General features: G+C 47.1%; 23 protein-coding genes. 4 read left to right on the top strand and 19 right to left on the bottom strand.

Going from position 1 to position 24,051, the window contains the following annotated elements:
* Positions 1-89: 89 nt before the first annotated feature.
* The 11 genes from G4O42_RS20110 to sppA form a co-directional block, all read right to left on the bottom strand.
* Positions 90-218: a hypothetical protein gene (locus tag G4O42_RS20110; RefSeq protein ID WP_007408056.1), complete on the bottom strand. Its 129-nt coding sequence runs from the start codon at positions 216-218 to the stop codon at positions 90-92.
* 73 nt (positions 219-291) lie between these two features.
* The gene (argH, locus tag G4O42_RS13870; protein ID WP_003152429.1) at positions 292-1,668 is read right to left on the bottom strand and encodes an argininosuccinate lyase; all 1,377 of its coding nucleotides are present in this window, start codon (positions 1,666-1,668) and stop codon (positions 292-294) included.
* Positions 1,665-2,876 (bottom strand): argininosuccinate synthase, encoded by a 1,212-nt coding sequence (locus G4O42_RS13875; RefSeq protein WP_032873684.1) that lies wholly within the window; start codon positions 2,874-2,876, stop codon positions 1,665-1,667. Before G4O42_RS13875 ends, argH begins: the two co-directional genes overlap by 4 nt.
* A gap of 152 nt (positions 2,877-3,028) precedes the next feature.
* Positions 3,029-3,541: a MogA/MoaB family molybdenum cofactor biosynthesis protein gene (locus tag G4O42_RS13880; RefSeq protein WP_032873682.1), complete on the bottom strand. Its 513-nt coding sequence runs from the start codon at positions 3,539-3,541 to the stop codon at positions 3,029-3,031.
* A gap of 99 nt (positions 3,542-3,640) precedes the next feature.
* Positions 3,641-4,828 carry an acetate kinase gene (locus tag G4O42_RS13885; protein WP_007408053.1) on the bottom strand — a complete coding sequence of 396 codons (1,188 nt, stop codon included), beginning with the start codon at positions 4,826-4,828 and terminating at the stop codon, positions 3,641-3,643.
* A gap of 310 nt (positions 4,829-5,138) precedes the next feature.
* Positions 5,139-6,125: a class I SAM-dependent methyltransferase gene (locus G4O42_RS13890; protein ID WP_032873680.1), complete on the bottom strand. Its 987-nt coding sequence runs from the start codon at positions 6,123-6,125 to the stop codon at positions 5,139-5,141.
* Between the two features lie 61 nt (positions 6,126-6,186).
* Positions 6,187-6,690: a thiol peroxidase gene (gene tpx, locus G4O42_RS13895; RefSeq protein ID WP_007613091.1), complete on the bottom strand. Its 504-nt coding sequence runs from the start codon at positions 6,688-6,690 to the stop codon at positions 6,187-6,189.
* 115 nt (positions 6,691-6,805) lie between these two features.
* Entirely contained in the window at positions 6,806-7,246 is a 441-nt protein-coding gene (gene ytfJ / locus G4O42_RS13900; RefSeq protein ID WP_003152423.1) for a GerW family sporulation protein, read from the bottom strand.
* Between the two features lie 12 nt (positions 7,247-7,258).
* On the bottom strand, positions 7,259-7,948 hold the full coding sequence (locus G4O42_RS13905; RefSeq protein ID WP_007613093.1) for a DUF2953 domain-containing protein: 690 nt from the start codon (positions 7,946-7,948) through the stop codon (positions 7,259-7,261).
* A 77-nt stretch (positions 7,949-8,025) separates the two neighbouring features.
* Entirely contained in the window at positions 8,026-8,517 is a 492-nt protein-coding gene (locus G4O42_RS13910; protein ID WP_007408048.1) for an RDD family protein, read from the bottom strand.
* A gap of 13 nt (positions 8,518-8,530) precedes the next feature.
* Positions 8,531-9,538, bottom strand: a complete 1,008-nt coding sequence (gene sppA / locus G4O42_RS13915) for a signal peptide peptidase SppA (RefSeq protein ID WP_003152419.1) — start codon at positions 9,536-9,538, stop codon at positions 8,531-8,533.
* Positions 9,539-9,719: 181 nt separating this feature from the next.
* Here sppA and G4O42_RS13920 point away from each other — a divergent pair, with 181 nt between their 5' ends.
* The gene (locus G4O42_RS13920; protein WP_025285105.1) at positions 9,720-10,526 is read left to right on the top strand and encodes an NAD kinase; all 807 of its coding nucleotides are present in this window, start codon (positions 9,720-9,722) and stop codon (positions 10,524-10,526) included.
* 16 nt (positions 10,527-10,542) lie between these two features.
* Here G4O42_RS13920 and G4O42_RS13925 read toward each other — a convergent pair whose 3' ends face one another.
* The 5 genes from G4O42_RS13925 to G4O42_RS13945 form a co-directional block, all read right to left on the bottom strand.
* Positions 10,543-12,138 carry an amidohydrolase gene (locus G4O42_RS13925; protein WP_032873678.1) on the bottom strand — a complete coding sequence of 532 codons (1,596 nt, stop codon included), beginning with the start codon at positions 12,136-12,138 and terminating at the stop codon, positions 10,543-10,545.
* Positions 12,139-12,161: 23 nt separating this feature from the next.
* Positions 12,162-13,748, bottom strand: coding sequence for an acyl-CoA synthetase MbcS (gene mbcS, locus G4O42_RS13930; protein ID WP_012118182.1), 1,587 nt, complete (start codon positions 13,746-13,748; stop codon positions 12,162-12,164).
* A 148-nt stretch (positions 13,749-13,896) separates the two neighbouring features.
* Entirely contained in the window at positions 13,897-14,118 is a 222-nt protein-coding gene (locus tag G4O42_RS13935; RefSeq protein ID WP_007408043.1) for an alpha/beta-type small acid-soluble spore protein, read from the bottom strand.
* Between the two features lie 80 nt (positions 14,119-14,198).
* Positions 14,199-15,404, bottom strand: coding sequence for a tRNA uracil 4-sulfurtransferase ThiI (thiI, locus tag G4O42_RS13940; protein WP_015418002.1), 1,206 nt, complete (start codon positions 15,402-15,404; stop codon positions 14,199-14,201).
* A 3-nt stretch (positions 15,405-15,407) separates the two neighbouring features.
* Positions 15,408-16,553: a cysteine desulfurase family protein gene (locus tag G4O42_RS13945; RefSeq protein WP_032873676.1), complete on the bottom strand. Its 1,146-nt coding sequence runs from the start codon at positions 16,551-16,553 to the stop codon at positions 15,408-15,410.
* A 193-nt stretch (positions 16,554-16,746) separates the two neighbouring features.
* Between G4O42_RS13945 and brnQ the strand changes: the two genes are divergently transcribed.
* Positions 16,747-18,087, top strand: a complete 1,341-nt coding sequence (gene brnQ / locus G4O42_RS13950; RefSeq protein ID WP_032873674.1) for a branched-chain amino acid transport system II carrier protein — start codon at positions 16,747-16,749, stop codon at positions 18,085-18,087.
* A gap of 113 nt (positions 18,088-18,200) precedes the next feature.
* Here brnQ and ezrA read toward each other — a convergent pair whose 3' ends face one another.
* Entirely contained in the window at positions 18,201-19,892 is a 1,692-nt protein-coding gene (gene ezrA, locus G4O42_RS13955; protein WP_032873672.1) for a septation ring formation regulator EzrA, read from the bottom strand.
* Between the two features lie 195 nt (positions 19,893-20,087).
* On the opposite strand from ezrA, the gene hisJ reads away from it, so the two are divergent.
* Entirely contained in the window at positions 20,088-20,900 is an 813-nt protein-coding gene (gene hisJ / locus G4O42_RS13960) for a histidinol-phosphatase HisJ (protein ID WP_032873670.1), read from the top strand.
* Here the strand turns inward: hisJ and refZ are convergent.
* Positions 20,890-21,513 (bottom strand): forespore capture DNA-binding protein RefZ, encoded by a 624-nt coding sequence (gene refZ / locus G4O42_RS13965; protein WP_032873668.1) that lies wholly within the window; start codon positions 21,511-21,513, stop codon positions 20,890-20,892. The two genes, hisJ and refZ, sit on opposite strands and share 11 nt — an antisense overlap.
* A gap of 125 nt (positions 21,514-21,638) precedes the next feature.
* On the opposite strand from refZ, the gene G4O42_RS13970 reads away from it, so the two are divergent.
* A complete protein-coding gene (locus G4O42_RS13970; protein WP_007408037.1) occupies positions 21,639-22,121 on the top strand; it encodes a GAF domain-containing protein in 483 nt (160 codons plus the stop codon).
* A gap of 34 nt (positions 22,122-22,155) precedes the next feature.
* On the opposite strand, the gene G4O42_RS13975 is transcribed toward G4O42_RS13970, so the two are convergent.
* Positions 22,156-23,904, bottom strand: a complete 1,749-nt coding sequence (locus G4O42_RS13975; protein ID WP_032873666.1) for a sensor domain-containing diguanylate cyclase — start codon at positions 23,902-23,904, stop codon at positions 22,156-22,158.
* Positions 23,905-24,051: the final 147 nt, after the last annotated feature.

Below are 24,051 nucleotides of genomic sequence, written 5' to 3' on the forward strand. Positions count from 1 at the left end.
GTTTCTCCCTCTACTTTACTATAAACAAACGGCAATATCACTTTTTTGCACTTCGTCCGCACGAAAAAAAAGCCGTCTTTACAGACAGCTTAATTTTCTGAAGGAGCAGAGGCTTCCTCCATGCCGACATAACCGCTTTCGTATGCCTCTGAAATGAGCCTGGCCGTTTCTTCACTTTCTTTTTCATCATAGATGTAACGGTCTTGTTCTTTGCGCATTCCTTCTACCTCCCATCTTTATAGATGTAGGGTGTCTGATATGACGGGAAAATATGAAGGGAATTTCAGCAAATTAAATGCCGGCGCAGGCTTTTGCTTTTACGAGCGCCTGTTCTACCTGCTGAAAACCCGTTCCGCCGGCGCTCATTCTTTTTTCAACCGCATGATGCGGATCGAGCACGGTATAGATGTCTTCTTCAAAGAGACTGCTGGCTTGAAGGAATTCTTCAAATGCCATATCACTTAAATAGATTCCTTTTTCAATGCAGCTGTACACAAGCTTGCCGACCACTTCATGCGCTTCTCTGAACGGCATGCCTTTTTTAGCTAAATAATCGGCAAGTTCCGTCGCGTTTGAAAAATCTTGTTTTGTCGCTTGTTTCATGATGTCTTTGTTTACTTTCATCGTTTCAATCATGCCCGTGAAAATCTGAAGGCTTCCTTCAACGGTTTTCACCGTATCAAACATGCCTTCTTTATCTTCCTGCAGGTCTTTGTTGTAAGCGAGCGGGAGCCCTTTCATAATCGTGAAAAGCCCCATCATATCACCGTATACGCGTCCGGTTTTACCGCGGATCAGCTCCGCCATGTCGGGGTTTTTCTTCTGCGGCATCATGCTGCTTCCCGTCGCATACGTATCATCCAGTTCAATGAATCTGAATTCCTGCGAGCACCATAGAATGATTTCTTCTGATAAACGCGAAAGGTGCATCATCAGCATGCTGCTGCCGCTTAAAAACTCGAGAATAAAATCTCTGTCACTGACTCCGTCAAGACTATTCTCATAAATGGAGTCAAAACCGAGCAGCTCCGCCGAATAGTTACGGTCTATCGGAAACGTGGTTCCGGCAAGCGCCCCGCATCCGAGCGGCGATATGTTAATCCGCTTCATAGCATCGCGAAAACGCTCTTTATCCCGTTCAAGCATCCAAAAATAAGCAAGCAGATGGTGGGCGAAAGAAATCGGCTGAGCCCGCTGTAAATGGGTGTACCCCGGCAGAATGGTCTCGACATTGGCCTCCGCTTTTTCGATCAGCGCTTTTTGGAACTGTTCAATCAGCACGATGATATGTGAGACATGATCTTTCAAATACAAATGCATGTCGGTCGCCACCTGGTCATTCCGGCTTCTGCCGGTATGAAGCTTGCCGCCCAGCGGTCCGATTTCTTCGATCAGCATTTTTTCAATATTCAAATGGATATCTTCATAATCAACAGAGAATTCAAGTGTTCCTTCCTCTGCTTTTTGCAGGAGGGTCTGCAGCCCCTGTCGGATGGCGCCTTCTTCTTCTTCCGTCAGAATGCCGCATTTTTTCAGCATTGCCGCATGAGCGAGAGACCCTGTAATATCCTCTTTGACTAAGTTTTGGTCGAATGTGATGGATGCGCCGAACTCATCGACCCACTTTTCCGGTGTTTTTTGAAAACGGCCTCCCCAAAGCTTCTTCATGCTTCAATCTGCTCCTTCTTTTTCACAATGCTGTTTACTTTTGTCGGCAGCCCCCAAAGCTCAATGAAACCGATTGCCGCGTGATGGTCAAAAGCATCGTCTTTTGTATATGTCGCAAGTTTTTCATCATAGAGTGAATATTCCGACTTACGTCCTTCTACAATGGCATGGCCTTTAAACAGCTTGACGCGCACGACGCCGGTGACGTGTTTTTGAGTTTCTTTCAGGAATGCAAGCAGCGCGTCTTTTAACGGCGAGAACCATAAACCGTTATAGATGATTTCAGACAGTTTTTGTTCAATTGCCGGTTTGAAATGGGCCACTTCTTTCACTAAAGTCAGATCCTCAAGCTCTTTGTGAGCCGTAATCAAAGTCATCGCGCCCGGGCACTCGTAAACTTCACGGGACTTAATGCCGACCAGGCGGTTCTCCACATGGTCAATCCGGCCGATGCCGTGTTTTCCGGCAGTCTCGTTCAGCTTGAGAATTAAATCAGCGAGCGGGTAGGTTACGCCGTCGATTGAAACCGGAACACCGGCTTCAAATGCGATTTCGATGATTTCCGGAACGTCCGGCGTGTTTTCAAGAGATGCTGTCAGGTCATATGCCCCTTCAGGCGGCGCCGCCCACGGGTCTTCTAATATACCGCATTCGTTGGCGCGTCCCCATAGGTTCTGGTCGATGGAATACGGGCTGTCAAGATTGATCGGAATCGGAATGCCGCGGCTTGCAGCATATTCAATTTCTTCTTCACGCGACCATTGCCACTCACGGACCGGAGCAATGACCTCCAGATCAGGATTTAATGATTTAATGGATACTTCAAAACGAACCTGATCGTTCCCTTTTCCCGTGCAGCCATGCGCTACGGCCACCGCTTTTTCCTTTTCCGCGACTTCAACGAGTTTTTTCGCGATTAATGGACGGGATAATGCAGATACGAGCGGATACTTGCCTTCATACATTGTATGGGCCTGCATAGAAATGAGCGCGTACTCCCGGGCGAATTCTTCTTTCGCATCAATCACATAGGAATTTACGGCACCTACTTCCAGCGCTTTTTGCTGAACGAATGCCAAATCCTTTCCTTCCCCTACGTCTAAGCAGCAGGCAACAACATCGTATCCCTGTTCTTGCAGCCATTTTATCGCTACAGAAGTATCAAGACCTCCTGAGTATGCCAATACAACCTTTTTTTGTTCTGCCATGTTAAAAGCTCCCTTTTGTATAAAAATTAGTTTTAATTAATAAAAATGCATTTTGTATGTATACACTGTAACAAGTAAATTCTGTTTTTTCAAGCCTTTTATAAAAAAAACCCCACCCAATTTTTTGAGCGGAGCAGAGCCTTTTTATACATTTATAAATCTTTTCGAATTTCCCGGAGCACATGAGGCAGTTCAGGTATAATCAGTTTACTCATCGCAAGCTTTACGGCGCCTGTGGAGCCGGGCGTGCAGAAGACTGCGGTATTTTGGATCACACCCGCTGCCGCTCTGGACAAAATGGCGGCGGAACCGATGTCCTCCGTATAGCTCAGCATGCGGAACAGCTCGCCGAATCCCGGGAGTTCTTTTGAAAACAGCGGCGTGACCGCTTCAATTGTGACATCCCTTTCGGCAATGCCCGTCCCTCCGTTTAACAGCACCGCATCTGTATATTCATCCATACAGCCGGATAAAACGGCTTTCTGCAATTCATCTTTTTCATCTTTAACAATGTCATAAGCGACCGTTTCAAATCCCGCTTCCCTGAGGAAGTCCATCATGACGCGCCCGCTTTTGTCGGTTTCTTTCGTTCTCGTGTCGCTGACTGTAATCACCTTGCAGCGCACGGCTGACGGGGCTTCTTGTTTATGTTCATGCACACTCATTGCTTCACCTCATCGTTTATGTATTAAACATATCGTAACGTTTGATTCTGGGGCATTCAATAAAAAAGCACACCCTAAAGGATGTGCTTTTTTCGATCATTACTGTGCAAGGCGGACAACGTCGCGTGCGATCATGACCTCTTCGTCAGTCGGAATGATCATGACTTTGACAGGAGAGTGAGGGTAGCTGATAAACGCTTCCTCGCCGCGCACGTTGTTCAGCGCAGGATCCCAATATACACCCATGAATTCTAAGCCGCGAAGCACGCGTTCTCTGACTTCAACGCTGTTTTCACCGATACCCGCAGTGAAAATAATCGCGTCAACGCCGCTCATTCTCGCAGCGTAAGAACCGATGTATTTATGGATTCTGCTTGCGAACACTTCAAGAGCCGTTTCCGCTCTTTCGTTTCCTTCTTTTGAAGCTTCCACGATATCGCGGAGGTCGCTGGAGAAACCGGATACGCCAAGCAGTCCGCTCTTTTTATTTAACGTATTTAATACTTCATCTGCCGTCTGATCCGTTTTTTCCATAATGTACGGAATCAATGCAGGGTCGATGTTTCCTGAACGTGTTCCCATCGCAACACCCGCAAGCGGTGTGAAGCCCATTGACGTATCAATGGATTTTCCGCCTTCTACGGCCGCGATACTTGCGCCGTTACCGAGGTGGCAGGAAATCAGACGCAAATCTTCAAGCGGGCGGCCGAGAAGCTCAGCTGCGCGCTGTGTCACGTATTTATGAGAAGTGCCGTGGAAACCGTATTTGCGGATGCCGTATTTCTCGTAGTATTCGTACGGTAGGCTGTACAGGTAAGATTGCTCAGGCATCGTTTGGTGGAACGCCGTATCAAACACTGCAACCGCAGGCACATTCGGAAGCACTTCTTTAAAGGCTTTAATGCCGACGATGTTAGCCGGGTTATGAAGCGGCGCAAGTTCTGAAATCTCTTCAATCTCACGGATTGTTTCATCCGTAAGCAAAACAGAATCGCTGAATTTTTCTCCGCCGTGAACCACACGGTGGCCGATTCCGTCAATTTCATTTAAATCCTTTATAATACCGAATTCAGTCAGCTTGTGAAGCAGCATCTTCACCGCAACCGCATGATCCGGAATATCTGTCACTTCTGTATTTTTTTCGCCGTTAACAGAGATTGTGAAAACGCTGTCGGCGATACCGATCCGTTCTACTAAACCTTTTGTTAGCACCTTTTCTGAAGGCATTTCGAATAACTGAAATTTTAAAGATGAGCTTCCTGCGTTAATTGCAATAATTTTAGACATAAATGACGCTCCTATCAAAATTCTTCTTCGTTTGTTCGTTCTTTTTTCCCAGACCATAACTGCAGTCCAAAAAATATCTGACTTTTCCATTTAAACATTGTCAACTCAGCATTTCAAGTCAACATCCATATTGGCACCGCTTACAATATGAAGTCGATATTTTCTGATAAATTTTATTTGTGCCAAATGGACGGCACGGCCTTACGGAATGTTATTTTCTTTCCTTAATTTGTGTTATCCTCCTGATTTCCATTCATTTTAAAAAGCAAAAGCAGCGCGGGATTTTGCATCTCGCACTGCTTTTTCGCCACTATTTTTCTGTTTGAATCCATTGATCCAATTTTGCCATCATCTCCCGCATCGCCTGCTGGTACGCAAAAGAAGGAAGATTCGCCAAAAGCGCTTGTTTCGGCGGCTTTGCGTCTTCGCCTTTTTTCTGCAAGATTAAAATGCTCTTTGCCTGCGCTTCGTCTTTAAACATAGTAGCCGGCAGCTGAAGAAGGGCGTTGATATACACTTTTTCCGCAAAAAACCGCTTCAGTTTATCGCTTTGCGCGCTGTCAAACAGATGGTTCGGAATCATAAAAAATAAGTATCCGCCCGGTTTTGTATGTTTGACGCTCTGCTCAATAAATAAGTGGTGGGCAAATGAGTGGCCTTCATCCGCTTTCAGCTCAAACGCTTCAGCGCCTTCGTCATTCGGATAGTAGCCGACCGGCAAATCGCAGATGACCGCATCGGCCGGTTCGATAAATAACGGCTGAAGACTGTCCTGGCAGAACAGCTCCATTTCTTTTTCCTGCAGATTCGCCTGAGCATAAGCGATCTTCAGAAGGACATCGTCGATTTCAATGCCGAAGCTTTTTCCCGCTTTGTCAGAAAGCTGGTTTGCCGCGGTCAGCAGAAGATTTCCGGTGCCGCAGGCGGGGTCCAGCAATGTCAGGCCTTTTCGGCCGCCCGTAAATTTATTCACGAGGTAACTGATGAAAAGGCCGATCGTATCAGGCGTCATCTGTCTGTTCGGATGGGACTTATCTTTGAGCCCTTTTAAAATGGCGAGCTGGAACGCCTTGCGGATCCATTCATGCTCCCATTTTCTGAAGTCTGCTTTCGCGAGCAGGCTGTTAAGCTCGCCGGTTTTCTTTTCCTGAAGCGGAAGCTGGTCGGCCTTTTCAAGAAAATACATCTCTCCCGCTTCCGCAAGCCCCTCAATATAAGAAATCTGAAGGCCTTCTGCTATCACTTGGGCGGCTTCATCTAAAAGTTCATAAATCTGACCGACATGGTCATGTTGCATGCTGTTTCCTCCTTGCCATGAAAAGAGCTCCGCGGCAGCACCCGGAGCTCTTTTTCTCTCTTTACTTGATTAACGCTTTTGCAGCTTCGATAGGCTTTTCATAATTCGGGTGGTTTGTCGCTTCGCTTACGTATTCCGCGTAAACGACTTTTCCGTCCTGATCAAGGACGAATACGGAACGCGCCAAAAGACGAAGTTCTTTGATGTGAACACCGAATGCTTCACCAAATGACATCTCTTTATGATCCGATAATGTTTCAACTTTATCAATTCCGTTCGCTCCGCACCAGCGCGCTTGTGCAAACGGAAGGTCGGCGCTGATAGTATAAACGTTCACATCACCGAGTTTTGCGGCTTCTTCGTTGAAGCGGCGTGTCTGCGCGTCACATACGCCTGTGTCAATGGAAGGAATAACGGATATGATCGTTACTTTCCCTTTCATATCTGCTAATGTCTTCTCTTCTAATCCGTTTGTCAAAACCGTGAAGTCAGGAGCTTGGTCACCCGGTTTCACTTCTTGTCCGATCAGCGTCACGGCTCCGCCTTTAAATGTAATTTCAGCCATTCTGATTCCTCCCTTTATCTATGTATAGCTCTATCATAGTCGAGTTTTATGCAAACTGCAAAGGTTATGCCGCATCGTAAAAAAAGCTAACTGCGGGCGGCAGTTAACTTTTCTGTTATAAATCGATATCCGTTCTTTTTTGGTTCCGGCCTTTTTCATTCTTTTTAAACATATGCTGGATGCGTTCAATCGTTTGAGGCGCGGAGTCTAACAGTTTATCAATCAGATGGGTGTTTTCGTCTAAATGAAGCATACGCACCCCGTTTGTTCCGACAATCAGAAACGCAATCGGCGTAATGGATACTCCGCCGCCGCTTCCGCCGCCGAACGGGAGCTTCTGCTCTTTTCTTTCATCATCATCGGTTCTTTTTTCAGCCGGCTTTCCTCCAAACTCGCTTCCGCCCGCCGCAAATCCGAATCCGACCTTTGAAACCGTTAAGATTACGCTGCCGTCAGGCGTTTCAACAGGATCGCCGATGATTGTATTCACGTCAATCATTTCTTTTAAATTTTCCATAGCGGTTTTCATTAAACCTTGAATGGGATGGTCTGCCATATGCGCTCCTCCTTAAACTGATGAATCATTCTTTGAAGCAACCGGAACCGGCTGTTTCTTTCGTATGATAGAAAGTCCGTTCCGCCCGTATTTGAGCAATTTGAAAGCTGCACCTATAAGATGTCCAAAACGAAAAAAGAATATACACTGCAAATGCGTCTTGGATGCAGGCACTTGAAAAGACGGAATGACTTCGCACACCGGTTTATGTATGAAACGCAGATGATCATACAGCATCGCCGTAAGGCCTCCCTTTACGGCCCACAACCCGCCGGCGGCGATTCCCGTAACGGCGGCGTCCTTTATTCCGATAACCGTCACCCATTCGAACTTCGTAACACGGACTCCCGCAAGAAATGAGGCGCCGATTTGACGCATCTGAAAGACTTGGTGCAGAATCATTTCTATTCTGTGAATGCTCTGTTTGACATCTTCATATGTGATTTTTTTCTTCTCTTTTTTCTGACCTTTCATTTCTGATTTTGTGTCCTGTTTGACATCAATTGACGCGTCTTCGCTGTTTACCTTAATGACGGGCAGCGTTTTTTTAATACGGATCAGCCCGTATAAGGCCGAGAGTTTAAACGTCAGTTTGTCGTTATCTTTATCATGAAGATATTCGAGCGTCAGATGAATTTTCATCCTCATGAGCAGCCAGGCCAAAATGAGAATGAGAATAACAGCTGCTGCGGCATATCCCATAAGCTTCACTTCCTTAGCAGCATTATCGCCAAAACCAAAAAAAATAAACCCGGACGTTTATTCCGGGTTTACTGCTTTTATTTGCGGTACAGCGCTTCGTGAATCACCGTTGTGTCGGCGATCAGATCATGAATGCCCTGCTTTTTGGGCGTAAACGCAATGACGATATAGAGAATCCAGATTTTATCGATATAACGCCCCACCGCTTCTCTGAAAATGACGGTGCTCCAAGTCAGCGGCTTTCCGGGCGTCAAAGAAGTGACCTTTAACCCGAAGACCATCTTGCCGAGTGTCTGATGAAACCATTTCGTCATGAACACAAAATAGGCGAGGTAGACGATCAGGGTTGTGACGGAATAAGCTGAGATTGTAAACATTCCGCTTGTTGCCGGGAGCTTCATCAGCGTGAAAATCGGTGAAACGATGAGATGGTTTAGCCCCCAGACCACCAGCCAATCAAGAAGAAACGCCCAAAACCTGATCCAAAAGCCCGCATATGCCTGCTCGGGCGCCCTCTGTTGTTCAGCTTCCTCTTCTTTGCCGTGAAAGCCTTCGTAAGTCGCGTCCATTCTTTCTTCCCCCCTACTTTGCATAGAGATACATCATCCGCGGCGAACCGGATTGCGAAATGAGTTCTTTCATATTCAGAAAATCAATTTCGCTTTTAAACATTTTCGCTGCGCTCATGGAAAAGAGCGAGCCTAATCCGAATCCTTCCTCGTATGTGATGACTGAAGCGTTTTTCATATTTTTATGGTCCTTTTTCATCGCACTGATCGTATCATCGTAAAAACCGAGCTCATCAACGAGGCCGATTTTTTTCGCTTGTCTGCCGTCGTAGACACGGCCGTCGGCAATTTTTTTCACATCCGCTTTTGACATGTGCCGGCCTTTTGAAATGACATTGACAAATCCTTCATAAGAATCGTTGACCATTGTCTGCATGATCTTTCTTTCTTCCTTCGTCATGTCGCGGGTCGGGGACATGATGTCTTTATGCGCGCCGCTTTTAATGGTTTCAAACTTGATGCCGAGTTCATCGGCGAGCTTGGAATAATTGACGCTTTCCATGATGACGCCCAGTGAACCCGTGAGCGTTTCCGGTGAAGCATAGATTTTATCGGCGGCCGTTGAAATATAGTAGCCTCCCGAAGCCGCCATGGAGCCCATGGATACATAAATCGGTTTCTTCGTTTCTTTCTTTAGTTCTTCCAGTTTTTTATGTATTTCCGCGCTTTCGTACACGCCTCCGCCAGGGGAATTGATTTTCAGTACAATTCCTTTGACGCTTTTATCTTCTTTCGCACGCTCAACCTGTTTTAAAAATGATCTGTGATCATACCCGCCTGAGCTGAGCAGGCCAGCGGACCCGCCGTTATCCTCAATCGTGCCGTCCACTTCAAGCACGGCGATTTTACTGCCGGGGCTGCCCTTATCCAGTGTCACTTCTTCTGTGTCATCTGTCAGTGATGCAAAGTCAGACCCTGTATCTCCGATATTCTTCAGCACCCCGACGGTCACACTTGCAATGACTGATACGCCGAAAATGCCGAGCGCGATGACGAGCGCAATCCATCTTTTTGCATTCATTTGTTCTCCTCCTTTTCTGTCAATATTCGTACGTTCCCCCGTAAAAAAAGATTCATTTTTTTCATGAAGCGCTTTCCCTTAACGGATAAACAGGAAACATGTTACACTATTGCCACAGGTATTTTAACACAATACCTGCTGGGAGAAAAACGTAAATATGACAGCAAAGGGGAATGGGGATATGACCGATCTTCGCCGCAATGTTTATTTTTTCCACAAACAAAACAACGAAACAAAAGAACAAGTCAGCTCTTTGAAGCAGCTTGCTGAATCGCACGGTTTTACAGTTGCGGCTCAACCGGAGGATGCCGGAATTATCGCCAGCATCGGCAGCGACGGCTCATTTCTGCAAGCCGTCAGAAAAACCGGATTCCGTGATGACTGCCTGTATGTCGGCATCGCTAAAAAAGGGAAAGCCCATTTGTACTGTGATTTTCACAGCGATGAGCCTGAAAAAATGGCGGCCAGCATGACCGCGGAACAGCTTGAGGTCAGAAAATACCCGCTCATTCACGTCACGGTGGACGGCAGCAATCATTTTCACTGTTTAAACGAGGTTTCCATCCGTTCAAGCATTATTAAAACGTTTGTGATGGATGTGTTAATTGATGATCTTCATTTTGAGACATTCAGAGGAGACGGGATGATCATTTCCACCCCGACGGGCAGCACCGCCTACAATAAATCTGTTTCAGGCGCCGTTGTTGATCCTTTGATTTCCTGCATGCAGGTATCCGAACTGGCGTCGTTGAACAACAACACATACCGTACACTCGGATCTTCGTTTATTTTAAGCTCAGACCGGAAGCTGACACTGCAGGTGGTGCAAGACGGCAATGAGCATCCGATTATCGGGCTTGATAATGAAGCGCTCAGCACGCGGAATGTCAAAAAGGTTGAGATTAGACTATCCGATAAAAAAATCAAAACGGTGAAACTGAAAGACAACTCTTTCTGGGAAAAAGTAAAACGATCATTTTTATCATAAAAAAAGAGGACGGGCATCACTGCCTGTCCTCTTTTTCATATACGATACGGCCGCCGACGACAGTTTTGACAGCTTCCAATTCATGAAGCTTTTTCGGGTCCGTCCTGAACGGATCACCGCTGAGTACGGTAAAGTCGGCATCATAGCCGGGGGCGATCCGTCCGCGGCTATGTTCTTTATGGATGATGGCCGCGCTTCCCTCCGTGTAAAGCTGAATGGCTTCGTACACGGTCAGGCACTCTTTTTCATAATAGGCCGGACCTTCCGGGTGCTGCTTGCTCGTACGGAGCACAGCCGATTGAATGCCCAGAAGCGGATCGGCCGGTTCTATCGGGGCATCTGAACCTCCGGCGCACAACAGCCCTTTTGACAGCAGTGTTTTCCAGGCGAAAGCCGTTTTCATCCGCTCTTCTCCGAGCCTGTCAATCACCCACGGAAAATCACTGGCCACAAAATGCGGCTGAAGATCAAGTCCGATCGGCAGCCGGGCGGCTCTTTCAATCAATCCGTCATCTAATACTTGCGCATGAATGAGCCTGTCTAGCTGTCCGGGCTTTGCCGGGTATCTTTCGATAACATCCAGCACCTTTTCAAATGCAAGGTCGCCAATCGCGTGCACGGCGATCTCCATCCCTTTCTCTCTCGCTTTATAAACAAGAGCGGCAAGGGTTTCGTCATCATGCACCTGAACGCCGGAAACTGACGGATCATCGTGATAAGGCTTTTTCAATAGAGCGGTTCTGCCGCCGAGCGCGCCGTCAGCAAAAATTTTCATCGCTCCGTATTCCAGATAAGGTCCGGTCGATTTATCCAGAGCGCTCCAGCTGTCGACGGCTTCGTGATGAACGAGCAGATGGGCGCGAAAAGGATAAAGGCCGCTGCCGGTTAATGACTCGTACGCGGCAACGGGAACGGACGCGTCGCCGTAGTATGCCAGATCTTCTGAATGCCCGCCGGTCAGGCCTTTTGACCAGCAGTCCGTAATCGCCGTTTGAAGCGCGCGTTTGACATAGTGAAGTGAGACGGGCGGCAGGGCCTGTGTCACAAGCTCTTGGGCTTTATCCAGCAGAAGGCCTGTCGGACCGGTGCCATCCCGGACGATAATCCCGCCGTTTGGATCAGGTGTTTCGTTTGTAATTCCCGCCGCGCGCAATGCGGCCGAATTAACCGCCGCGGCGTGCCGGCATACCCGCTTCAGCAGGACGGGGCGGTCGGGAAAGAGCGGGTCAAGGTCATGCTTCGTGACGTAAACCGGCCGTTCAAACAGATTTTCATCCCAGCCTTCGCCGATCAGCCATTCGCCATCTTCCAATTCACGCTCTGCTTCTTTTGCGGCCCGCAGTATCGCTTCTTTTAACGTCAGCTGCGACAAATCGAGGCGAAGCTGTTTTTCCCCGTGTCCGATTAAATGCATATGACTGTCCGTAAACCCCGGGAACATGACAGCTCCATGTAAATCGATTTCCTCCGTATCAGGCGAACCGTATGTTCCTTGGAGCTCCCGGAAGCTGCCCGTCTGCCTGACGACGCCTTCTTCGGTATAAACGGCTTCAGTGACATGATTCTTGTCCAGCATTGTATAGATGGTGCCGCCGTGCCAAATCGCTTTCATCCCCGCTCACCCTTTATCCTGTATTATGCTTTTTTATCAGCCTTCAGCCGTTCTTCACGCTGTCTCAGCTCCACACGTCTGATTTTTGCGGACGCCGTTTTCGGCAGGCTTTCGACAAACTCAATTTCTCTCGGATATTTGTAAGGCGCCGTAATCGTTTTTACGTGGTTTTGCAGTTCTTTGACAAGTTCGTCACTGCGCTTTTCATCGTCTTGTAAAACGACATAAGCTTTTACGATTGAACCTCTGATTTCATCCGGGCTCGCCACGACGGCACATTCTTTCACTTCCGGATGCTTCACGAGCGCGTCCTCTACTTCAAAAGGCCCGATTGTATATCCGGAGCTGACGATGATGTCATCATTGCGGCTCTCAAACCAAAAGTAGCCGTCCTCGTCTTTTTTCGCGCGGTCTCCTGTAAGAAAGTAATCTCCGCGAATCTGCTTTTTCGTTCTTTCAGGATCTTTATAATATTCCTTGAATAAAGCCGGTGTGCTCAAATGCACGGCGATATCGCCCGTTTCGCCAGTTTCGCATATTTCGCCTTTATCGTTTATAATCTCCACTTGATTTCCAGGGGTCGGTTTGCCCATGCTTCCCGGCTTAATATCCATGTCCTTCAGGACGCCGACTAACAGGGTGCTCTCCGTTTGGCCGTATCCGTCTCTCACTTTAATGCCGAAATGCTTCCGGAATACGTCAATGACTTCCCGGTTTAATGGCTCACCCGCAGAAACTGCGCTGTGAAGGGCAGAAAGATCATATTTGTCCAACTCCTCCACTTTTGCCATCAGGCGGTATTCTGTCGGAGTACAGCAGAAGACATTTACTTGATGGCGCTCCAGCAGCTCTAAATACGTCTTGGCGTTGAATCTGCCGTGATAAATGACTCCTGTCGCGCCGCTTCCCAGAATTGCGAGCAGCGGGCTCCACACCCATTTCTGCCAGCCGGGCGCCGCGGTGGCCCACACTGTATCGTCTTCAGAAATATCCAGCCATGCACCGGCTGATGTTTTTAAATGGGCAAAGGCCCAGCCGTGTGTATGTACAACGCCTTTAGGCTGGCCGGTCGTGCCTGAAGTATAGGACAAAAACGCCATGTCTTCTCTTGTTGTATCAGCTGTTTGAAAACTGTCCCCGTCCGCTTCAATCGTTAGGAGGTTTTTCCAGCCGACATTATTTTCACCGATTGACAATGTCACCAGCTGCTCGGTATTCACCTCGTCAAACGCGTTTATAAATGAAGGATAAACGATAGCGCCTTTCACTTCGGCGTGTTTGATCCGATATTCAAGGTCTTTGGCGCGCAGCATTTCCGAGCAAGGAATGACGACCATCCCCGCTTTTAAGATCGCTAAATAAACGGCATACGCTTCAAGCACTCTCGGAACCATGACAATCAGCTTATCGCCTTTTTCAAATCCGAGACCTTTCAGGCGGGCTCCGATTTTATTCGTTTCTTCCATCAATTTTTCATACGTCCAGACTTTCTTGCCGCCTGTTTGATCTTCCCATATAAGCGCGTTCTTCTCTTTAGAACGGCTGAACTTTTCGATTTCATTTACAAGGTTATAGTTCTTTGGGGCGATTAAATCTTCTCGTTTTAACACGAACAACTCCTCACTTTCTTTCCCCATTATACATAAACATAGGCCATTACAATAAAAATATGCATAAATTGCTTCCCGCCTTCTATCTATACTCATGAAAAAAGAGCGGGGAATTCCCCGCTCTCTTAGCCATTATGTGAAGTTGTGATTAAAACTGCTGCTGGCTGCTTCCGCCCATGCTTTGCTGAGCAAAAGAGACAAGACGTTTTGTGATTTCTCCACCGACAGAACCGTTAGCGCGAGAAGTTGTTTCCGGTCCAAGGTTTACACCGAATTCAGAAGCGATTTCATACTTCATTTGGTCGATAGCTTGAGCAGCGCCTGGCACTAAAAGCTGGTTGCTGTTTCCGCTGTTTGATTGTTGTGACATGTGTATCACCTCCTTGTGAGTATAGAATGTGATAAAACACATGTCTTCATTCAAAAAAACTTTGGTAATTGTATACAGTTTTAAAACAGGCCGGCAAACTTATCGTGAGCTTCCTGCTCTGAGTAAACAGTGATGGTTTCGATGCCGGCAGCGGCCTCTGCAATCAGCGGTTCAAAATCAACGAAGCTTTCGAAGTGCTCGATTTTTTCTTTTTTCGGGCGTGTTTTCGGACTTGGCGGCGTAAAGATGGTGCAGCAGTCCTCAAACGGCTGAATGCTTGTTTCATAAGTGCCGATTTCTTTTGATTTCTCGATGATTTCTGTTTTGTCCATTCCGATTAAAGGGCGCAAAACCGGCGTTGCCGTCACGGCATTGATCGCATACATGCTTTCAAGCGTCTGGCTCGCTACCTGCCCGAGGCTTTCTCCCGTAATGATCGCGAGCGCTTTTCGTTCTTCTCTGATTCTGTCCGCGATTTGCAGCATAAGACGCCGCGTCGCCGTCATCGTATAGTTTTCCGGGATTTGTTTTTGGATGAGTTCCTGCGTCTTTGTAAACGGCACGATATGGAGTGTCATACTGCCGCCGAACTTTGCGAGGCATCCCGCGAGATCCATGACTTTCTGCTTTGCCCGTTCACTCGTATACGGCGGACTGAAGAAATGTACGGCTTCAACAGATAATCCCCGTTTCATCGCGTAAAAACCGGCGACCGGACTGTCAAAACCGCCGGAAAGCATCAGCATCGCTTTACCCGCGGAACCGACAGGAAGGCCTCCGGCGCCTTTTTCGTTACGAATAGTCAGGAATGTCGCTTCCTCCCTGATTTCAATCCGAAGCGGAATATCGGGATGTTTCACATCGACGGTTAATCCATCCGTGTTTTTCAAAATATGGCCGCCGATTTCAGCGTTCATCGCATTCGTATCTAATTCAAACTGCTTGTAAGCCCGTTTGGTCTCGACCTTAAACGTATTCCCCGGTTTATATTCGCCTTCTATCGCGGCTAAAGCCGTTTTTTTAATGTCTTCCAGCTTGCTTTCGCATTTAATTGCGAGACTAAAGCTTTGAATGCCGAATATATTCTTTAATAAGGAACAAATTTCCTCCGGGTTTTCTCCATTAAGTGTAATTGACATCCGGTCCCGGTTTGAAAAGTATTTTACTTTTTTATAATCCTTTAATACCAGGCGGATATTCTGTTTTAATCTTTCAATAAAACTGCGTCTGTTTTTTCCTTTTGTGGATATTTCACCAAAACGGATTAAAATATGATCGTAATTCATATGCTACCTCATCATTTTTTTTAGTTTTTGAACAGCCGGCGCCAGCGCGGCCATAAACGGCTCCGTGATGTCAGCCGTATGGCTGAAGTTCAGGCTGACTCTGATGCTGCTTGATGCAATCTGTTCGCCTTTATTCATTTGCAGAAGAACACGGCTCGGTTTGTGCTCTCTTGCCGAACATGCCGCGGTTGTGGAGACATATATTCCTTTTTCCTCAAGCATGTGCAGCAGCACTTCCGCCTTCACGCCCGGAACGGAAAAATTAATGATATGCGGCGCGCTGTTTTCGGCGGGAGTGTTGATGACGACCCCGTCCGTCCCGCTCAGCCTTTCCATGAGCGCATTCTTGGCAGCCTCCATGGAAGAAAGCCGCTCGTTCATGTCACGCGCGGAAAGATTGATCGCTTTCGCAAGGGAAACGGCGCCTGCCGTGTGTTCTGTTCCGGCGCGGACGCCTTTTTGCTGCGAGCCGCCCGTTATAAGCGGAATGAGCCGCGTTCCTTTTTTGACGATAAGCGCTCCGGTCCCTTTTAAGCCGTGAAACTTATGCCCTGAAACGGTGCAAAGGTCAATGCCCGCTTCTTCTATAGACAGAGGAACTTTATGAATACCCTGCACATGATCAACATGAAACAGAATATTCCGGTGCTGCTTCAAAAACCCGCCGATTTCCTTTACGGGCTGAATGGAGCCGACTTCGTTATTGACATGCATGACGCTGACGATTATCGTATCCGGCCTGATAGCCGATTTGACGTCTTTCAAAGAAACGAAGCCGTTTTGATCGGCCGGAAGATATGTGACTTCAAAGCCGAACAGCTCTGTCAGCTGATCAAGCGTCTCCGTCACAGAAGGATGCTCAATCGCCGAAGCAATGATATGTCTTCCTTTACTCATGTTTGCCCAGGCTGCTCCCTTTAACGCCGCGTTATTCGCTTCAGTCGCGCCTGATGTAAATACAATATCATAATTTTTTAAACGCAAGGTTTTTTTTATTTGCTGAGCGGCCGCTTCAAGGAGCTGTTCCGTCTCAGTTCCTAACTGGTGCAGAGACGAAGGGTTGCCGAAATAACGGCTGCTCGTCTGTTTATACACTTCCAAAACCTCTTCATACGGCTCGGTCGTTGAGCTGTTGTCTAAATATATCATTTTTTTTACTCCTTTAATGAAAACGGTACATCGTATGATATTTATGCTACCATAACAAAAGTAAATATAAATTCGCAATAAATCGAGTATTGACTTCTCTGTACATTGCCATATAATAAGTAATGTTCGTTTTGTTATATTATCTGACAATTAATTGACAGAATATTTCAACATAGTATTTAGGAGGATTTTTATGAAACACTCACTACCTGTCAAAGATACCGTTATTATCGGTTTCATGCTTTTCGCACTTTTTTTCGGGGCAGGAAATATGATATATCCGCCGGAGCTCGGGCAAGCGGCGGGGCATAATGTCTGGAAAGCGATGGGCGGTTTCTTACTGACCGGCGTAGGTCTGCCGCTTTTGGGTATTATCGCCATCGCATTAACGGGCAAAGACGCGAAAGGGCTTGCCGATAAAGCTCATCCGGTATTCGGGACTATTTTCACCGTTGTGCTTTATTTATCAATCGGGCCGCTTTTCGCGATTCCGAGAACCGGAACCGTTTCATATGAAATCGGTGCAGTTCCGTTTTTAAGCGGCATTCCGGAAAGATTATCTTTATTTGTTTTCACGTTGATCTTTTTTGCTATTACGTATTATTTAGCTCTTAATCCTTCCAAAATCGTTGACAGAGTCGGAAAGATTTTGACTCCTATTAAATTCGGTATTATTCTAATCATCGTCGTAAAAGCCATTGTCACTCCGATGGGCGGACTGGGCGCCGTACATCAGGCATATTCCGGAACGCCGGTGTTCAAAGGATTTTTGGAAGGCTATAAAACAATGGACGCGCTCGCCTCAATCGTCTTCGGCGTCGTTGTCGTCAACGCTGTTAAAAGCAGGGGCGTCACCCAGCGTAAAGCGCTCGCGGCCGCTTGTATTAAAGCGGGTCTGATTGCAGCGGCAGGTTTGACATTCATTTATTTATCTTTGGCCTATTTGGGAGCGACAAGCACGGACGCTGTAGGTCCGATCGGCGAAGGCGCAAAGATTTTATCAGCTTCATCAGATTACCTGTTCGGTTCACTGGGAAACATCGTTCTCGGCTCTGCCATCACCGTTGCGTGTTTAACGACAAGCATCGGGCTTGTCACATCTTGCGGCGAATATTTTTCAAAATTGATTCCTGCTTTATCATACAAAATGGTGGTTACGATTGTCACGCTGTTCAGTCTGGCGATTTCAAATTTCGGACTTGCTGAGATTATTGCATTTTCAGTTCCTATTTTATCAGCGATTTACCCGCTGGCGATTGTCATTATCGTCCTTTCCTTTATTGATAAAATCTTTAAGGAAAGACGGGAAGTCTATATCGCCTGCCTGATCGGAACGGGGCTGTTCAGTATCTTGGACGGTTTGAAGGCAGCAGGCATTCCGCTCGGATCATTAGATTCATTCTTAAACGCAAATCTTCCGCTTTACAGCATGGGAATCGGCTGGGTGCTTCCGGGCATTGCCGGAGCGATCATCGGCTGCATCATCACGTTTTTTACCAGCCCGCCCATCGAATTAAATAAAGCAAAATCGTAACATTCAGCGCTTGCGGCTTGACGTTTATCAGCCGCAGGCGCTTTTTATATTCCGTGAGAAACTAAAAAACTGCACCTCTGATTTCCATCAGGGTGCAGTTTTTGCTTATGCGTCTATGAAGCAGATTGATCAGCTTTAATTTTTTTCACGGCGCCGGGAGCTGCTTTTTCAACAGCATCTGCCGCCATCTCATAAGCTTCATTATAGCTGAAAGCGTAAAACAGCCGTTCCGCTTCTTTCAGCTGTTCGGATAAAATATGATTCTGGCTTCGGAAGCGGTTGCCGTACTGGATGATCCGCTCAATCAGCTTCACCTGAATCACAAGATCTTCCGCCTCTTCGCTGACTTCCTCAACCGCCTTTTCGGCTTCGGTCAGATGTTTGGCGGCTTCCTCCATATTCAGCGGCAGCACTTCCAATTGGCTGACGGTTTCTTCTATATGATGATTTGCCGTTTCGAGCTTGTCCTTGACTTGTTCAGGAATACCCGGCACGTTGCTTTTTTGCAGCATTCGGGCCGTGTCAGAAATGGTTTTCCGAAGATGCATCAGCGTTTCCCGCGCCTGCAGTTCTTCTTTTCTGAGCGCCTGCAGATTTTCACGGTATTCGGCATGTTCTTTCTGAGCCTCTTCCATCTGCTTTTCGATGGCCTCGACTTCTTCAATCAATAGAGAGTAAGCGACATGCTCACCATCAAGCTTTTCTCTCGCCTGCTCAAGGAGCCGGCCGATCGTTTCCAGTTGTTTTTCGAAGGCATGCTGTCTGCCGATTTCACCCGCCGTCAGCTGATAGCTTTCCTTGACGAGCTCCGTTTCGGTTTTTGTTCGGTCTTTTTCTTCCTCAAGCTTCTCATACGCGATGATCAGCTCAGGCATTTTGCTTAATACGGACTGTCCGGCTTCCACTTCGCCTTCCAGCTGGTCATACATCGATTGAATGGTTTCATCAATCAGCTGAAGAATGGCGGACGCTTCGTCGACATCCAATTCTTCCAAAAGCGCGTTTTCGGCCCGTTTCAATTGATTTGTGAGTGTATCCAGCTCTTTTTCGATTTGAATATGCTCTAATTTGTAGCCTTTTTCCGTCATTTCCCGGTAGCCGTCTTTCAGCTTGGCAATTTGGTTCGGCACGGTCTGTTTACAGTCCGCAAGCAGTTTCGGAACGTCATCTATGTATGTCTGAAGCTGATCCAGTCTGCGGTCCTGTTCAAGCAGCACTTTTCTCGCTTTGATGTAATTGCCGCTTTCCGTCTCTTCTTCGAACTCTTTTATGCCGCTCCAGATTTCGTCGAGATCCGTCTCCAGGCTGTTATAAAGCTCTCCGTAGAGATGGCTGTACGCCAGAAGGTTTTTTCGCGCTTTTGAATACCGCTCACGCACCTGTTCAATCTCTCCGCGGCTTTTTTCCTCGCTCGTCACAAGGTCGCTGATCTCACGCAGTATGCCTTCTATATTTGATTCGGCTGCAGTGAGAAGGTCGTCAATGTGGACAAGCACCTGATTCGCTTTTTTAAACCGGTATTTGTCGGCGTTCTCTTCGGCATCATAAAGGAGCTCTTCTACTTTCGGCAGATGGGCTGTGACAATTTCATCCCACTCTTCGCGCCATCTTTCAAAGAACTCTTCCGTCTCTCCGGTCATTTTCAGATGTTTGATCTTGGACATTTCTTCCACTATCGAACGGTTTAAAATTTCAATCTTCCATGACTCCAGCCGGTCAATTTCCGTATAAATTTTTTTCCTGAAAAAGTAGCCCGCCGCAAAGAGCGCGAGCAGTATAACCAATAATCCGATGACTAACTCCATAATGAGCCCCCTTGTTGTTCTCTTAATCTGTCAGGGTGTTTTATGTATTCAGAAAGATTTCAATATATGTATTGAGAAAATCTGTCGTTTTCATTGTTATTATGATACCATGTAACCAACATTTTTTGACCAGAAATCAAAAACTTTTTGCATAATTTCGGCAGGATTCTGCAATTTTTTAATGGAGTGACACAAATGGAAAAACGAGACGCTCATATCCACACGCCTTTTTGCCCTCACGGCTCGAAGGATGCGCTGAAACAATATGTCGAAAAGGCCCTGGAAAGAGGCTTTGACTCGATCACATTTACAGAGCACGCCCCCCTTCCTCCGTCATTTCAAGATCCCGTACCGCTTCAGGACAGCGCGATGGATCTCAGACAGATGGAGGTTTATTTGGAGCGGCTGTCACACCTGAAAAAGGAATACGATGGACAAATCAGCATTCTGACCGGGCTGGAAACCGATTTTATCACAGGGTATGAAGAGGAAACCGCGGCGTTTCTGAACACGTACGGCCCCTCACTGGATGACGGCATTTTATCCGTTCATTTTTTGAAGACCGGTCCGTCTTATATATGCCTGGATTTTGACGAGCACGCCTTTCAGCAGCTTGTCGCGCAATTCGGAAGCGTTGAAGCCGTATATGAACAATACTATGAAACTGTGTATTCTTCCATTGTAACACCGCTCGGCCCCTTTAAGCCAAAACGGGTCGGCCATATCACGCTCGTCAAAAAATTCGCGCGCCTTTTCCCTTACAGCATGTCACCTCAAATAAGAGAGCTTGCGGCCCGCTGTCTTGACGCCGTGAAAGAACACGGAATGGAGCTGGATGTGAATACATCCGGGCTCAGAAAGAAGTTTGCCGGGGAAGTATACATGGAGGATTGGATGGCTGAGACGGCGAAGCAAAAAAAAATCCCGCTCATATTCGGGTCGGACGCCCATCAAGCGGAAGATGTCGGCAGTTCCTACGAAACGTACAAAAGCATCATTACTTCATAAGCGCCGCATCAGGCCGTCGGAACACGCTTTTGATCCAGATCTTCATCTCTTCAAAATACCTTTTATAAAAGTACGGTTCATGAGGCTGCATATAGAGCACCTCCGTAATGTATTGGGGCTGAAGATACGGCATCATCAAGAGGGACTTCAACTGCAGAATAAAATGCGGCACGGGCAGCGTCAGCCGTCTGTGGCGTGACTGCCCTTCTTCAATCACCAGCTGGAAAATATATTTTTCTTTCATTAAGTAAGTAGACATAATTTCCCTGATCAGCACGGAATCAATCGTCACTTCCCGGTACACAAACCGCGTTAATTGACGGTTATCGTGCTGATAGGATAAAATATCGAAAATCACCCGCAGGATGCGTTCCTGCGCGTCTTCACCGTTCATACTGACGGCGGCTTTTTCCAGCGCTTCAGTATAGCCTTCGTAAAACTCGGAAACTAAATGTTCCATTAATCCGCCTTTCCCTTTAAAATAGTAGGAGATGTGCGCAACATTTACATCAGCTGACTTTGCGATTTCACGGACGGACGTGCCGGAATAACCTTTTTGGTTAAACAGCTGGACAGCGGCGTTAATAATTTTGTCTTTGGTGCTTACTTTCATACGGCTCACCCCTTTATGTGTAACAATTCAAGCAGAAAGGCGCCGTTCCTGTAAGAACTTCTCGACAAATGCCGGCAGAACGGCCGGAACTTTGTTTGATATTATAGAAAAAGTGAGGGTTTTCCATGTTTCATGTCGAAAAACAATCCGGAGATAAAGAAAAAAGTTATCAGCTTCTGCTTAAACAGCTCGAAGCCATGACAGAAGATGAAACGGATGCGATCGCAAATTACGCGAATGCGTCAGCGCTTTTATACCATTCATTACATGAAGTCAACTGGGCGGGGTTTTACTTCGCTAAAGAGGGCGAGCTCGTGCTCGGACCGTTTCAAGGACTTCCTGCCTGTGTGCGCATTCCGTTCGGCAGAGGCGTATGCGGCACTGCCTACTCTAATGGCGACGTGCAGCGGATTGCCGATGTGAATGCGTTCCCGGGACATATCGCCTGTGACGCGGCTTCCCAGTCAGAAATCGTCCTCCCGATCCGTGTAAACGGTGAAGTGATCGGTGTGCTGGACATTGACAGCCCCGTGAAAAACCGTTTTGATGAAACGGACGAAACCTATTTAGCAAAGTTTGTTGAAACGCTTGAAAAACGATTAGGATAAAAAAAGGAGCCCGGCCGGCAGGCCGGCTCCTTTTTTATGTCGTCGTACTGTTTTGATGGATGATCAGCCGGTTTTTGCCGTTCCGTTTGGCGATATAAAGCGCCTCATCCGCTTGCTGAACGAGCAATTTCAACGGCATCGGGCCGGTCTTTGACCAGCAGGAAACGCCGCAGGAAATCGTCACGCGCGGCTCGGTGTTTTCCCGGATGGCGCGAACCAGCCTTTTAGCGATGCGTTCTCCGGATGACACGTTGATATTCGGCAGATAGACAGCCAGCTCCTCGCCCCCCCACCTCGCAGCGACATCATGCTCACGAATATGGTTCTTCATAACGGAGGCCACCTGAATCAGGATCGAATCTCCCGTTTGATGACCGTATGTATCATTAATATTTTTGAAATTATCGATATCAACGAGGATGAATACACCCCGTTTATGAATTTTCATGCTGTATTGAATTTTCTCATCCAGATAGGTTCTTGAATACAGCTCCGTCAGCTGGTCTGTCTGAACAAGATGCTCAAGCCTGTCGCGCAGCATGGAGTTCGTGACCGCCAATGTCGCATGGTGAATGAGCGCTTGAAAAAGCTTATACATTTCAAAAGTAAAAGCATACAAATCCTTTTTCAATAAAATCGCGAACCCGAAGACGGTGTCATTTTCGATCATCGGCACCGCCATCAGCGAGCCGAAACCGTTTTCGCCGAATACAGTCTTTCCGCTGCCGATAAATACGCCCTTTTCTCCCTCGAAGAGCTTTTCTTTCACAATGCTGATATAGGGGTTCGCACGTTCTGTCTTAAAAAAAGCGGTATGTCCCGGAAGCAGATTTTGCGTCTCAAAATGATCAATATGAAAAAAAGCCACTTCTTCCGCATGAAACGATTGGGTCATAATGGCGGCGAGCTCCCGCATCGTATCAGTAAGTCTGAGGCGCTGATTCAGCTGGCGCGATGTTTCATTAATGAGCTCCAGATTCGCAATGCTTTTTTTCGATTGCTCATAGAGCTGCGCATTTTCAAATGCTTTTCCCGCTGCGCCCGCAAGCAGCAGCATTTCACTGAGAGTACTGCACGAAAGAACGGCATCCTGCAGCCCCTCCGTCTTCAGAACCCCGTAAGTCCCCTGCTGGCCTTTGATCGGCAGATAAGCAGATGACCTGCCTTTTCTGAGCAGTCTCCCCGATAAATAAACCTTCTGGGCAGACGGATCGGCATCTTTTCCGTCCATATGTAATTCTTTTGCGGGAAGCTGTCTGTCCGTATCCTGATCCTGCGTGATAAACAGTGAAAAACGGAAAGACCGGAAAGCCGTACTCAAACTTGCCTGCAGTTTTTCCAAAACCTCATTTTGGTCCAAAAGCGAATGGAACATTTCTGTCATTCTGTGAATTTTCCGCTGATGCTTCGTTTTGTCAAACAGCCCGCTTTGTCTCACAGATTGATTAATAAACTGAGTAACGATCTCAGGCAATGATTCCGGGATCGGCAGCCCGCCTTCCGAGCGCAGATAAAAGGATCTGCCGGACGTCTGATTCCTGATCATAAAACGGCCGTCACTCTCTTTCAGCGGAGCATAATGCGGTTCATCTTCTGTTTTTATGGTGAAACGTGTTGATTCTGCCGGTGAAAGGGTCAATGAAAGAGATGTAAAGCAGGATTCTAGAGCTGAGGCCAGCCATAACAGCGAGTCGGATAATGAGACGGATTCAGATTTCGTTAAGAAAAAAGAAAGCATTTTCTGATGAAAGGCCGTCACTTCATCAATTGTTTGTTTTTTCATTTTTATCACCTAAACATGTACTACTCATTTTTGTACATTATATCATAAACCGGCACTCTTCATGGAGAAATGGTTGACGGCGGCGGGGAAAAATCATATAATGTTCTTTGTGTGAAATATTGCAGCCTTTTTGTTCAGCTTCTGTGT

It is taken from the genome of Bacillus sp. LUNF1, from assembly GCF_011008975.1.
In the GTDB taxonomy this organism is placed as follows: Bacteria; Bacillota; Bacilli; order Bacillales; family Bacillaceae; genus Bacillus; species Bacillus velezensis.

Coding starts and splice junctions, on each gene's coding strand:
- G4O42_RS13945 (WP_032873676.1), bottom strand. CDS start 16,553: ATGATATATTTAGACAACAGCTCAACGACCGAGCCGTATGAAGAGGTT.
- argH (WP_003152429.1), bottom strand. CDS start 1,668: ATGAAGAAGCTTTGGGGAGGCCGTTTTCAAAAAACACCGGAAAAGTGG.
- G4O42_RS20110 (WP_007408056.1), bottom strand. CDS start 218: ATGCGCAAAGAACAAGACCGTTACATCTATGATGAAAAAGAAAGTGAA.
- G4O42_RS13920 (WP_025285105.1), top strand. CDS start 9,720: ATGACCGATCTTCGCCGCAATGTTTATTTTTTCCACAAACAAAACAAC.
- brnQ (WP_032873674.1), top strand. CDS start 16,747: ATGAAACACTCACTACCTGTCAAAGATACCGTTATTATCGGTTTCATG.
- hisJ (WP_032873670.1), top strand. CDS start 20,088: ATGGAAAAACGAGACGCTCATATCCACACGCCTTTTTGCCCTCACGGC.
- G4O42_RS13970 (WP_007408037.1), top strand. CDS start 21,639: ATGTTTCATGTCGAAAAACAATCCGGAGATAAAGAAAAAAGTTATCAG.
- G4O42_RS13875 (WP_032873684.1), bottom strand. CDS start 2,876: ATGGCAGAACAAAAAAAGGTTGTATTGGCATACTCAGGAGGTCTTGAT.
- G4O42_RS13880 (WP_032873682.1), bottom strand. CDS start 3,541: ATGAGTGTGCATGAACATAAACAAGAAGCCCCGTCAGCCGTGCGCTGC.
- refZ (WP_032873668.1), bottom strand. CDS start 21,513: ATGAAAGTAAGCACCAAAGACAAAATTATTAACGCCGCTGTCCAGCTG.
- G4O42_RS13935 (WP_007408043.1), bottom strand. CDS start 14,118: ATGTCACAACAATCAAACAGCGGAAACAGCAACCAGCTTTTAGTGCCA.
- G4O42_RS13905 (WP_007613093.1), bottom strand. CDS start 7,948: ATGGGATATGCCGCAGCAGCTGTTATTCTCATTCTCATTTTGGCCTGG.
- tpx (WP_007613091.1), bottom strand. CDS start 6,690: ATGGCTGAAATTACATTTAAAGGCGGAGCCGTGACGCTGATCGGACAA.
- G4O42_RS13890 (WP_032873680.1), bottom strand. CDS start 6,125: ATGCAACATGACCATGTCGGTCAGATTTATGAACTTTTAGATGAAGCC.
- sppA (WP_003152419.1), bottom strand. CDS start 9,538: ATGAATGCAAAAAGATGGATTGCGCTCGTCATCGCGCTCGGCATTTTC.
- ytfJ (WP_003152423.1), bottom strand. CDS start 7,246: ATGGCAGACCATCCCATTCAAGGTTTAATGAAAACCGCTATGGAAAAT.
- G4O42_RS13925 (WP_032873678.1), bottom strand. CDS start 12,138: ATGAAAGCGATTTGGCACGGCGGCACCATCTATACAATGCTGGACAAG.
- thiI (WP_015418002.1), bottom strand. CDS start 15,404: ATGAATTACGATCATATTTTAATCCGTTTTGGTGAAATATCCACAAAA.
- G4O42_RS13885 (WP_007408053.1), bottom strand. CDS start 4,828: ATGTCTAAAATTATTGCAATTAACGCAGGAAGCTCATCTTTAAAATTT.
- ezrA (WP_032873672.1), bottom strand. CDS start 19,892: ATGGAGTTAGTCATCGGATTATTGGTTATACTGCTCGCGCTCTTTGCG.
- G4O42_RS13910 (WP_007408048.1), bottom strand. CDS start 8,517: ATGGACGCGACTTACGAAGGCTTTCACGGCAAAGAAGAGGAAGCTGAA.
- G4O42_RS13975 (WP_032873666.1), bottom strand. CDS start 23,904: ATGAAAAAACAAACAATTGATGAAGTGACGGCCTTTCATCAGAAAATG.